We start from the raw sequence: 12,135 nt of genomic DNA on the forward strand, positions 1-12,135 counted from the left end.
GCGATGCGCTTGCTCAGTTGGGAAAATGAAATTGTAGCCCTACCGCACGAAAAGGCCTTGCTGCAGGACGGAATAAGCAGATCCGGGTTTGCTGCGGTTTAGACGCCTATTCAGTTCGCTCCGGTATGGAGCGGGCGCCTGCTTGAGCACTGCCGACAGGATCGGCAAAGCGTGTTACCGGAAGACACACGCGGCGACACCGATTCGATTCCACAATCCTGAACTGGACGGTATAGTCCACCGCGTGAACCCGGCCTACCTTCCCGTTGCCCTCGACGCACGCGATGAGCGCGTGTTCGATGCCGTGCGCGAACTGCTGGCCCAGCAGGGCATGCAGATGAGCATGGACGCGGTGGCCCAGCATGCCGGCTGTTCCAAGCAGACCCTCTACTCGCGCTACGGCAGCAAGCAGCAACTGCTGCGCCGGGTAATGCAGCGCCACGTCGGCCACGCTACCGGCGCCATGGTTCGTGCACTCCGTACTGACGACCTGCGTGCCAGCCTGCTCCAGTTCGCCACCGACTTCCTGGAGCACTTCAACCAACCGCACGTGGGCCAGGCCTGCCGGCTGATCGCCGCCGACGCGGCCCAGTTTCCCGAAGAGGCGCGTACCCTGTACCGGCATGGCGCCGGCGCACTGGCGCTTCATCTTGCTGAATGGATTGAAACCGTTTGCATGCAGGGCCAGCTCCGGCATGACGACCCGCACTTCATGGCCGAACTGCTGCTGAGCATGATCGCCGGTCAGGATTTCGACAAACAGCGCTTCCATACCCCCCACCGTGATGACGCGCTCTTGCGTCGGCGCTGGGCAGAGTTCTCCGTCGACAGCTTCCTGCGCGCCTTCGCGCCTCAGCCGTCGCCGGCCCCGTCTACAAACCAACCCCGGAGTTCCTCCTGATGACCGCCCCACTCCGCACCCTTGCCTTGACGTGCGCCGTTGCTGTCGCGCTGGCTGCCTGCAAGAAGCCGGAACAGCAGACGCCCCCGCCGCCGGAGGTGGGCGTGATCGACGCCAAGCCGCAGACCCTGCCGCTGCAGCGCGAGCTGGTCGGCCGCCTGTCGCCGTTCCGCAGCGCCGACGTCCGCGCACGCGTGCCCGGCGTGCTGCTCAAGCGGGTCTACCAGGAAGGCTCGCAGGTCAAGCAGGGCCAGACCCTGTTCCTGATCGACCCGGCGCCGCTGCGTGCCTCGCTCAACGCCTCCGAGGCCCAGCTGGCCTCGGCCCGCGCGACCTACGCCAACGCCAAGGTCGCCGCCGATCGCGCACGCTCGCTGGCCCCGCAGCAGTTCGTCTCCAAGTCCGACCTGGACAACGCCGAATCGGCCGAGCGCACCGCGCTGGCCGCGGTCAAGCAGGCCGAAGCGGCAGTGACCTCCTCGCGGATCAACCTGGGCTATGCCGAAGTGACCGCGCCGATCAGTGGCGTGGCCAACAAGCAGCAGGTCACCGAGGGTGCGCTGGTGGGCCAGGGCGATGTGACCCTGCTGACCACCGTCGACCAGCTCGACCCGCTGTACGTCAACTTCTCGTTGAGCGTGGACGAGCTGACCCAGCTGCGCGCGCAGCAGGCCAAGGGTGCGCTGGCGCTGTCCGGCGACGGCAAGGCCACGGTCAACGTCAAGCTGGCCGACGGCACCACCTATGGTGAGCCGGGCACGCTGGACTTCTCCTCGACCACGGTCGACCCGGCCACCGGCGCCGTGTCGTTGCGCGCGCTGCTGCCGAACCCGCAGCAGATCCTGCTGCCGGGCGCGTTCGTCAGCTTCCAGGCCAACCTGGGCGAGCGCAACAACGCCTTCCTGGTGCCGCAGCAGGCCCTGCTGCGCGATACCACCGGCGGCTACGTGATGGTGATCGGCGCCGACGGCAAGGTCGTGCGCAAGAACGTGAAGACCGATGGCGCGCAGGGCGGCAACTGGCTGGTCAGCGACGGCCTGGCCGCCGGTGACAAGGTGATCGTGGCCGGCGTGCAGAAGGTCAAGGAAGGTGCACCGGCGGTGGCCAAGCCGTGGACCCCGGGCCAGGACGCCAACGGCAAGCCGGCCGCAGGCGGCGCCGCAGCGGCGGGCGCTGCACCGGCTGCAGGCAAGGCACCGGCCGACGCGGCCAAGCCCGAGCAGGCCGATGCGGCCAAGCCGGCCGCCACCGATTCGAACAAGCAGTAACGGGAACCTTCCGTCATGCCTAAATTTTTCATCGAACATCCAGTCTTCGCCTGGGTGGTTGCGATCCTGATCTCGCTCAGCGGCGTGATCGCGATCCTCAACCTGGGCGTGGAGTCCTATCCCAACATCGCCCCGCCGCAGGTCACCGTCTCGGCGACCTACCCGGGCGCCAGCGCCGATACCACGGAAAAGTCCGTCACCCAGGTGATCGAGCAGCAGCTGACCGGCATCGATCACCTGCTGTACTTCAGCTCCTCGTCCGCCTCCAACGGCCGTGCGCAGATCACCCTGACCTTCGAGACCGGTACCGATCCGGACATCGCCCAGGTGCAGGTGCAGAACAAGGTCTCGCTGGCCACGCCACGCCTGCCTTCGGAAGTGACCCAGCAGGGCGTGGTGGTGGCCAAGGCCAACGCCGGCTTCCTGATGGTGGTGGCGCTGCAGTCCGATACCCCGACCATTAACCGTGACGCCCTGAACGACATCGTCGGCTCGCGCGTGCTCGACCAGGTCTCGCGCATCCCCGGCGTCGGCAGCACCCAGCAGTTCGGTTCCGAGTACGCCATGAACATCTGGCTGAACCCGGAGAAGATGCAGGGCTATGGCCTGTCGGCCAGCCAGGTACTGGCCGCGGTGCGCGCGCAGAACGTGCAGTTCGCCGCCGGTGCGCTGGGTTCGGACCCGTCGCCGGAAGGCCAGCACTTCACCGCCACGGTCTCGGCCGAAGGCCGCTTCAGCTCGCCGCAGGAATTCGAGAACATCATCCTGCGCGCCAACGCTGATGGCTCGCGCGTGCTGTTGAAGGACATCGCCCGCGTCGCCTTCGGTGCCAACAACTACGGTTTCGACACCCAGTACAACGGCAAGCCGACCGGTGCCTTCGCCATCCAGCTGCTGCCGGGCGCCAACGCCCTGAACGTGGCCGAAGCGGTGCGCGCCAAGATGGACGAGCTGCAGCCCAGCTTCCCGGCCGGGGTCACCTGGTTCTCGCCGTACGACAGCACCACCTTCGTCAAGATCTCGATCCAGGAAGTGGTCAAGACCCTGTTTGAAGCGGTCTTGCTGGTGTTCCTGGTGATGCTGATCTTCCTGCAGAACTTCCGTGCCACCCTGATCCCGACCCTGGTGATCCCGGTCGCCCTGCTCGGTACCTTCCTGGGCATGTGGATGATCGGCTTCACGATCAACCAGCTGACGCTGTTCGCGATGGTGCTGGCGATCGGCATCGTGGTCGACGACGCGATCGTGGTGATCGAGAACGTCGAACGCATCATGACCGAGGAGGGCCTGGCGCCGAAGCCGGCCACGCAGAAGGCGATGACCCAGATCACCGGTGCGGTGGTGGCGATCACCGTCGTGCTGGCCGCGGTGTTCATCCCCTCCGCCCTGCAGGGCGGTGCCGCCGGTGAGATCTACAAGCAGTTCGCGCTGACCATCGCCATCTCGATGGCATTCTCGGCGTTCCTGGCCCTGGGCTTCACCCCGGCGCTGTGCGCGACGTTCCTCAAGCCGACGCACAACGACAACCCGAACATCGTCTACCGCACCTTCAACAAGTACTACGACAAGATCAGCCACACCTACGTGGGGCACATCACCTCGGCGGTGCGCCATGCGCCGCGCTGGATGATCCTGTTCGTGGTGCTGACCGCGCTGTGCGGCTTCCTGTTCACCCGCATGCCGGGCAGCTTCCTGCCGGAAGAAGACCAGGGCTATGCGCTGGCGATCGTGCAGCTGCCGCCGGGCTCGACCAAGGGCCAGACCAACGAAGTGTTCGCGCAGATGCGTGGCATCCTGGAAAAGCAGGATGGCTATGAAGGCATGCTGCAGGTGGCCGGCTTCAGCTTCGTCGGTTCCGGCGAGAACGTGGGCATGGGCTTCATCCGCCTGAAGCCGTGGGAGGAACGCAAGTTCACCGCGCCCGAGTTCATCCAGAACATGAACGGCGCGTTCTACGGCATCAAGGAAGCGCAGATCTTCGTGGTCAACCTGCCCACCGTGCAGGGCCTCGGCCAGTTCGGTGGCTTTGACATGTGGCTGCAGGACCGTAGCGGTGCCGGCTACGAACAGTTGACCCAGGCCCGCAACATCCTGCTCGGCCAGGCCGCGCAGAAGCCGGACCACCTGGTCGGCGTGCGCCCCAACGGCCTGGAAAACGCGCCGCAGCTGCAGCTGCACGTGGACCGCGTGCAGGCGCAGTCGATGGGCATGTCGGTGTCGGACGTGTACAGCACCATCCAGCTGATGCTGGCCCCGGTGTACGTCAACGACTTCTTCTACGAAGGCCGCATCAAGCGCGTGACCATGCAGGCCGATGGTCCGTACCGCACTGGCCAGGAATCGCTGAAGAGCTTCTACAGCCCGTCCAGCCTGACCCAGAACGCCGATGGCACCAACGCGATGATCCCGTTGAACACGGTGGTCAAGTCCGAATGGGTGTCGGCGCCGCCGTCGCTGAGCCGCTACAACGGCTACTCGGCGATCAACATCGTCGGTTCGCAGGCACCGGGCACCAGCTCGGGTGAGGCGATGCAGACCATGGAAGGCATCGTCAACGACGACCTGCCGGCCGGCTTCGGCTACGACTGGTCGGGCATGTCCTACCAGGAAATCCTGGCCGGCAACGCTGCGACCCTGCTGCTGGTGCTGTCCATCGTGGTGGTGTTCCTGTGCCTTGCCGCGCTGTATGAAAGCTGGTCGATCCCGGTGGCGGTGCTGCTGGTGGTGCCGCTGGGCGTGCTGGGTGCCCTCGGCCTGTCGATGCTGCGCGGCCTGCCCAACGATCTGTTCTTCAAGATCGGCCTGATCACCGTGATCGGCCTGGCGGCGAAGAACGCGATCCTGATCGTGGAGTTCGCGGTGGAGCAGCGCGCAGCAGGCAAGAACCTGCGTGATGCCACCATCGAAGCGGCGCGCCTGCGGTTCCGCCCGATCCTGATGACGTCGTTCGCGTTCATCATGGGCGTGATCCCGATGGCGATCTCCACCGGTGCCGGCGCCAACTCCCGCCACGCCATCGGTACCGGCGTGATCGGCGGCATGCTGTTCGCCACCCTGCTCGGCCTGCTGATGATCCCGGTGTTCTTCGTGGTCGTGCGCCGCATGCTGGGCGACAAGCTGGACGAACCGTCCAAGGAGTTCATGGAACGCCAGCGCGATGCGGATGCCGCACATCGTCCGGATCGTTGATCCGGTGCTGCGCTGAAAACGAAAAGGCCCCGGAGCGATCCGGGGCCTTTTTATTGCCACAATTGAATTCATGCCAATCCAGGTTGGCATCTGCCGGAACAACGGCATTGCCGGTAGCCGCCAACCTGGGTTGGCGCTGTTCGGGCAACGCCTCAGCGCAGCAGCGCAACCACCGCGCACACCGCCACCAGAATCAGCGAGGCCCACTGCATGGGTACGAAGAAGAAATGGTGGGGCGCGGCCTCCCCCTTCTGCCGCGGCGCACGGTTGAGCCACAGGCCCAGCACCACGTTCACCGCCGCGCCGAGGCCTGCGCCCAACAGAACCTGTGACAGCGGGATACTGCCCCTGGGGCCGTCATGCGGAAAGAAGTACGCCAGCAGCAGGATCGCTGCAATCGGCGTCACCAGCGTCATGATTCCCCAACCGCGATAGATCATCGTGCAGACCCATGAAAAAAACGGCCTGCATTGTAGCGGGGCTTTAAGGGCGCCGCAGAATGAAATGCATGGCGATGCGCAGGTTGCCGCTCTGTAGAGCCGAGCCCATGCTCGGCTGCTTGTACCGGAGCCGAGCATGGGCTCGGCTCTACAGACGGCCAGAGAACAGCGCATCCACGCGTGGCGTGGGCCTACCTACCGCCGCGCCGCCATTGCGGCGGCGCGGCCATGCGACTCAGCGCAGCCCGGTTTCGTTGCGGGCGATCACCAGGCGCTGGATCTCCGAAGTACCTTCGTAGATCTCGGTGATCTTGGCATCACGGAAGTAGCGCTCCAGCGGCATTTCCTTGGAATACCCCATGCCGCCGTGGATCTGCACGGCCTGGTGGGTAATCCACATCGCCGCCTCAGAGGCGGTCAGCTTGGCGATGGCAGCCTCATTGCTGAAGCGCTTGCCTTGGCCCTTCACCCACGCCGCGCGCAGGGTCAGCAGCAGCGCTGCGTCCAGCTTGCACTTCATGTCGGCAATCTTGGCCTGGGTCATCTGGAAGGTACCGATGGCCGCGCCGAATGCCTTGCGCTCCTTGACGTATTCAATCGTCGCTTCATAGGCGGCTCGGGCGATGCCGACGGCCTGCGAAGCGATGCCGATGCGACCGGCATCGAGCACGCTCATGGCGATCTTGAAGCCCTCACCTTCCTGGCCCAGCACGTCTTCGGCCTGCGCCACGTAATCGTTGAACTCGATCTCGCAGGTGGCCGAGGCGCGGATGCCCAGCTTGGGCTCGGTCTTGCCACGACCGAAACCGGCCTTGTCGGTATCGATGATGAAGGCGGTGATGCCGCGCGCGCCCTTGTCCGGCTCGCTCATCGCGAACAGCACGATGTACTTGGCCACCGGACCGGAGGTGATCCAGCTCTTCTTGCCATTGATGACGAAGGTGCCGTCGGCCTGCTTCACCGCGCGGCAGCGCATGGCGGTGGCATCGGAACCGGACTGCGGCTCGGTCAGCGCGAACGCGCCGATGGCCGTGCCTTCGGCGATGGCACGTACGTAGGTCTGCTTCTGCTGCTCGGTACCGTGGGTCAGGATGCCGTTGCAGAACAGCGAATTGTTGACCGACATGATGGTCGAATGGGCTGCGTCGGCGGCGGCGACCTCCACCATCGCCAGCACGTACGCAACCGGGTCCATGCCCGCACCGCCGTATTCGGTCGGCACTTCAATGCCCATCAGGCCGTTCTCGCCCAGCAGGCGGATGTTGTCCAGCGGGAACTCGCCGGTGCGGTCATGGTGCTCCGCACTGGGGCCGATCTTTTCCTGCGCGATGCGCCGCGCAACGTCCTGCAGCATCAACTGCTCTTCGGTAAAGCTGAAATCCACAACACCCTCCCGGGTACATGAAGTTATGGGCCGCATACGGCGCGCCAAGGTGCTGCGATTGTACCGGGGCCCGGCAGTTTCCGTACGCTGGCGACTTGACCGCGCCAGGCCCCTTCAGCGAATATATCTCTATATCGCGATAGGTAGATGTTTATGGATCTGGAAGACTGGTCGACCCGCCTGAAGGTGTTCGCCGATGCCACTCGCGTGCGCCTGCTGGCGCTGCTGGAGCAGGAGGAACTGACCGTGGCCGAACTGTCGGCGATCACCCGGCTGGCGCAGCCACGCGTGTCCACCCACCTGGCACGCCTGAAGGAAGCCGGGCTGGTCCGCGACCGCCGTGCCGGCGTGTCGGCCTATTACCGCTTCGACGAGGCCCAGCTGGACCCGGCGCAGCGTGCATTGTGGCATGCCTTGAGCAACGGAAGCGATGATCCGCTGCTGCGCCAGGACGCTGAACGCGTGGCCGCCGTGCTGGCCCACCGCGCCTCCGACCAGAACTGGGCCGACAGCGTGGCCGGCGACATGGAACGCCACTACTCGCCGGGCCGTACCTGGGAGGCGCTGGCCCGCACCGCGCTGCCGCTGCTTGAGACCGGCGACGTGCTGGATATCGCCTCTGGTGATGGCGTGCTGGCCGAACTGGTTGCCCCGCATTCCAAGCGCTACATCTGCATCGATACCAGCGCGCGCGTGGTCGCCGCCGCCAGCGAGCGCCTGCGGCGGCTGCCCAATGTGGAAGTGCGCGAGGGCGACATGCATGCCCTGCCGTTCAAGGATGCCAGCTTCGACCTGGTCGTGCTGATGCATGCGCTCACCTACGCCAGCAAACCGGCGCAGGCGGTGACCGAAGCTGCACGCGTACTGCGCCCGGGCGGCCGCCTGCTGCTGTGCAGCCTGGCCCGCCACGAGCACAAGGCAGCGGTGGAGGCCTATGGCCACGTCAACCTCGGCTTCAGCGACAAGGAGCTGCGCAGGTTCGTCGACAAGGCCGGCCTGCAGGTGTCCAGCCTGGAGACGGTCACCCGCGAGAAACGGCCGCCGCACTTCGAAGTGATTTCGCTGATCGCCAACAAGCCCTGAGCCCGAGACCGCCATGCCCGCCCTGCCCTGGTTGCATCCTGATCGTGCCAACGCCCTGCTCGACGCCCTGCGCGAGCGGATCCTGATCATCGATGGTGCGATGGGCACGATGATCCAGCGCCACGGCTTGCAGGAAGACGATTACCGTGGCGAACGCTTCGCCGGTGGCTATGACCATCTGCATGGCTCCGGCTGCGATCACGCCACACCGGAAGGCCATGACCTGAAGGGCAACAACGATCTGCTGCTGCTGACCCGGCCGCAGATCGTCGCCGACATCCACACCGCCTACCTCGAGGCCGGTGCGGACCTGATCGAAACCAACACCTTCAATGCAACCTCGGTCAGCCAGGCCGACTACCACCTCGAGCACCTGGTGTACGAGTTGAACAAGGCCGGCGCTGCGGTCGCGCGCACGTGCTGTGATGCAGTGGCCGCAACCACACCGGGCAAGCCGCGCTTCGTGATCGGGGTGATCGGCCCGACCAGCCGCACCGCGTCGATCAGCCCCGACGTCAACGATCCCGGCTTCCGCAATACCAGCTTCGACGAGCTGCGCGACACCTACCGCGAAGCCATCGAGGGCCTGATCGACGGCGGCGCCGATACCCTGATGGTCGAGACCATCTTCGACACGCTCAACGCCAAGGCCGCGCTGTATGCGCTGGAGGAAGCGTTCGATGCGCGCGGCGGGCGGCTGCCGGTGATGATCTCCGGCACCATCACCGACGCTTCCGGTCGCACCCTGTCCGGGCAGACCGCCGAGGCCTTCCACGCATCGCTCGCCCACGCCCGACCGTTGTCAATCGGCTTGAACTGCGCGCTGGGCGCCGATGCGATGCGCCCGCATGTGGAAACCCTCTCGCAGGTCGCCGACTGCTATGTCAGCGCCCACCCCAACGCCGGCCTGCCCAACGCGTTCGGCGAGTACGACGAAACTCCTGAAGAGATGGCCACCACGCTGCGCGGCTTCGCCGAGGATGGCCTGTTGAACCTGGTCGGCGGCTGCTGTGGCTCCACCCCCGAGCATATCCGTGCGATTGCCAATGCCGTGGCCGGACTGCCGCCGCGCGCACTGCCCGGCACCCGGGAGCAGGCCGCATGAACGTTGCCGCCACCGTCCCGCACTTCCCGCCCTACTGCTGTTGAGCCGACGCCTGCCATGACGCCTGTCCGCCCTACCTGCCTGTCCGGCCTGGAACCTCTGGTCATCACCCCGGACCTGCTGTTCATCAATGTCGGCGAACGCACCAACGTCACCGGCAGCGCGCAGTTCCGCAAGCTGATCAAGGAAGGCCGCTACGAGGAGGCGGTGGACGTGGCCCGCCAGCAGGTGGCCAGCGGCGCCCAGATCCTCGACGTCAACATGGACGAGGGCCTGATCGATTCGGAAGCGGCGATGACGCGCTACCTCAACCTGATCATGTCCGAGCCGGACATCGCGCGCATCCCGGTGATGGTCGACTCCTCCAAGTGGAGCGTGATCGAGGCCGGCCTGAAATGCCTGCAGGGCAAGAGCGTGGTCAACTCGATCTCGCTGAAGGAAGGCGAAGCGCTGTTCCGCGAGCACGCGCGCAAGGTGCTGCGCTATGGCGCCGCGGCAGTAGTGATGGCGTTCGACGAGGCCGGGCAGGCAGACACCTGTGCGCGCAAGGTCGAGATCTGCACACGCGCCTACCGCATCCTGGTCGACGAGATCGGCTTCCCGCCGCAGGACATCATCTTCGACCCGAACATCTTCGCCGTCGCTACGGGCATCGAAGAGCACGACAACTACGCGGTGGACTTCATCGAAGCCACCCGCATCATCAAGCAGACCCTGCCGCACTGCCATGTCTCCGGCGGCGTCTCCAACGTCTCGTTTTCGTTCCGCGGCAACGAAACCGTGCGCCAGGCCATCCATTCGGTGTTCCTGTACCACGCGATCGCCGCCGGCATGGACATGGGCATCGTCAACGCCGGCGCGATGCCGATCTACGACGAACTGGAGCCGGACCTGCGCGAGCGTGTCGAGGACGTGATCCTCAACCGCCGAAGCGATGCCACCGAGCGCCTGCTGGAGATCGCCGAGCGCTACAAGGGCAGGAAGGGCGCGGCGAAGACCGAAGACCTGGCCTGGCGCGAAAAGCCGGTGGCACAGCGATTGGCGCATGCCCTGGTACACGGCCTGGATGCCTTCGTCGAGGAAGACACCGAACTGGCCCGGCAGGCCTCCAGCCGCCCGCTGGACGTGATCGAAGGACCGCTTATGGACGGCATGAACATCGTCGGCGACCTGTTCGGCGCCGGCAAGATGTTCCTGCCACAGGTGGTGAAATCCGCGCGCGTGATGAAGAAGGCCGTGGCCTACCTGCTGCCTTACATCGAAGCGGAAAAAGCGCGCAGCGGTGACACCGCCAAGAGCAACGGCAAGATCATCATGGCCACGGTGAAGGGCGATGTGCATGACATCGGCAAGAACATCGTCGGCGTCGTACTGGCCTGCAACAACTTCGACGTGGTCGACCTCGGCGTGATGGTGCCGGCGCAGATGATCCTCGATGCCGCCCGCGAGCACAACGCCGACCTGATCGGCCTGTCCGGGCTGATCACCCCGTCCCTGGAGGAGATGAGCCACGTCGCCCGCGAGATGGAGCGCCAGGGCTTCGACCTGCCGCTGCTGATCGGGGGCGCGACCACTTCGCGTGCGCATACCGCGCTGAAGATCGACCCGCACTACAAGGCGCCGACGGTGTGGGTGAAGGATGCATCGCGCGCAGTTGGCGTGGCGCAGTCGCTGATCTCGCGTGATCTGCGCGAGGCCTTCGTTGCCGCCAACGAAGCCGACTATGCCGAAATCCGCGCGCGCCACCGCAACCGGGGCGACGCCAAGCGCCTGGTCACACTGGAACATGCGCGCGCGCAGAAATTCCAGGGCGGCTGGGACAGTTACACGCCACCGGCACCGAATCAGCCCGGCCTGCACGTGTTCGACGACTATCCGCTGGACGAACTGGTCGACTACATCGATTGGACGCCGTTCTTCCAGGCCTGGGAGCTGGCCGGCAAGTTCCCGGCGATCCTCACCGATGAGATCGTCGGTACCCAGGCCAGCGAGCTGTACAAGGATGCCCGTGCGATGCTCGAGCGCATCGTCGGCGAGAAGTGGCTGACGGCCAAGGCCGTGTTCGGCCTGTGGCCGGCCAACAGCATCGGCGACGATGTCCGCGTGCAGCACGCACAGGGCGAAACTACTCTGCACTTCCTACGCCAGCAGGTGGACAAGCCAGCCGAACGTCCGGATTTCTGCCTGGCTGATTTCATTGCCCCGGCCGACAGCGGAAAGCAGGACTGGATCGGCGCGTTCGCGGTCACCGCCGGCATCGGCATCGACGCCCACGTCGCGCGCTTCGAGGCCGAGCACGACGATTACAACGCGATCCTGCTGAAAGCACTGGCCGACCGCTTCGCCGAGGCGCTGGCCGAGCGCCTGCACCAGCGCGTGCGTACCGAATTCTGGGGCTACGACCGCGCCGAGACGCTGGACAACGAGGCCCTGATCGACGAGCAGTACCGCGGCATCCGTCCGGCCCCGGGCTACCCGGCCTGCCCCGAGCACAGCGAGAAGCGCCGCCTGTTCGACCTGCTGCAGGCTGAGAAGAACGCGGGCATGGAATTGACCGAGAGCTTCGCGATGCTGCCCACGGCCGCTGTCTCGGGCTACTACTTCAGCCATCCGCAGAGCCAGTACTTCGTGGTCGGGCGGCTCAGCCGCGAACAGGTCACCGACTATGCCCGGCGCAAGGGCGTGGACCGCGCCCAGGCCGAACGCTGGCTGGCCTCCAACCTCGACTACGACCCCGAATGACACAAAAAGGGGACGGAGGGGAT

8 protein-coding genes are annotated in these 12,135 nt (G+C 65.6%); 6 read left to right on the forward strand and 2 right to left on the reverse strand.

All coding sequences use genetic code 11. From position 1 onward, the window contains the following. The first annotated feature begins 244 nt into the window (after positions 1-244). Genes AC5P8U_RS00555 through AC5P8U_RS00565 form a run of 3 tightly spaced genes read left to right on the forward strand, consistent with a single transcriptional unit; the run spans position 245 to position 5,358 of the window. Positions 245-901: a TetR/AcrR family transcriptional regulator gene (locus AC5P8U_RS00555; protein WP_072168157.1), complete on the forward strand. Its 657-nt coding sequence runs from the start codon at positions 245-247 to the stop codon at positions 899-901. Next, positions 901-2,169 (forward strand): efflux RND transporter periplasmic adaptor subunit, encoded by a 1,269-nt coding sequence (locus AC5P8U_RS00560; protein WP_447897579.1) that lies wholly within the window; start codon positions 901-903, stop codon positions 2,167-2,169. Before AC5P8U_RS00555 ends, AC5P8U_RS00560 begins: the two co-directional genes overlap by 1 nt. Positions 2,170-2,184: 15 nt before the next feature. Beyond that, positions 2,185-5,358: a multidrug efflux RND transporter permease subunit gene (locus AC5P8U_RS00565; RefSeq protein ID WP_005417430.1), complete on the forward strand. Its 3,174-nt coding sequence runs from the start codon at positions 2,185-2,187 to the stop codon at positions 5,356-5,358. A 152-nt stretch (positions 5,359-5,510) separates the two neighbouring features. Here the strand turns inward: AC5P8U_RS00565 and AC5P8U_RS00570 are convergent, their stop codons facing one another. Further along, a complete protein-coding gene (locus tag AC5P8U_RS00570) occupies positions 5,511-5,798 on the reverse strand; it encodes a hypothetical protein (RefSeq protein WP_138951979.1) in 288 nt (95 codons plus the stop codon). Positions 5,799-6,033: 235 nt separating this feature from the next. Next, a complete protein-coding gene (locus AC5P8U_RS00575) occupies positions 6,034-7,182 on the reverse strand; it encodes an acyl-CoA dehydrogenase family protein (protein ID WP_111201568.1) in 1,149 nt (382 codons plus the stop codon). A gap of 153 nt (positions 7,183-7,335) precedes the next feature. Between AC5P8U_RS00575 and AC5P8U_RS00580 the strand changes: the two genes are divergently transcribed. From AC5P8U_RS00580 to metH, 3 genes are read left to right on the forward strand one after another with little or no spacing between them, the layout of a single operon-like run. Then, positions 7,336-8,265, forward strand: a complete 930-nt coding sequence (locus AC5P8U_RS00580; protein WP_049412993.1) for an ArsR/SmtB family transcription factor — start codon at positions 7,336-7,338, stop codon at positions 8,263-8,265. A gap of 13 nt (positions 8,266-8,278) precedes the next feature. After that, positions 8,279-9,370 carry a homocysteine S-methyltransferase family protein gene (locus tag AC5P8U_RS00585; RefSeq protein ID WP_198422622.1) on the forward strand — a complete coding sequence of 364 codons (1,092 nt, stop codon included), beginning with the start codon at positions 8,279-8,281 and terminating at the stop codon, positions 9,368-9,370. Between the two features lie 57 nt (positions 9,371-9,427). Beyond that, a complete protein-coding gene (metH, locus tag AC5P8U_RS00590; protein WP_447897324.1) occupies positions 9,428-12,112 on the forward strand; it encodes a methionine synthase in 2,685 nt (894 codons plus the stop codon). The last annotated feature ends 23 nt before the right edge of the window (positions 12,113-12,135 follow it).

This window comes from Stenotrophomonas sp. YJH_SMC_81 (assembly GCF_059370875.1).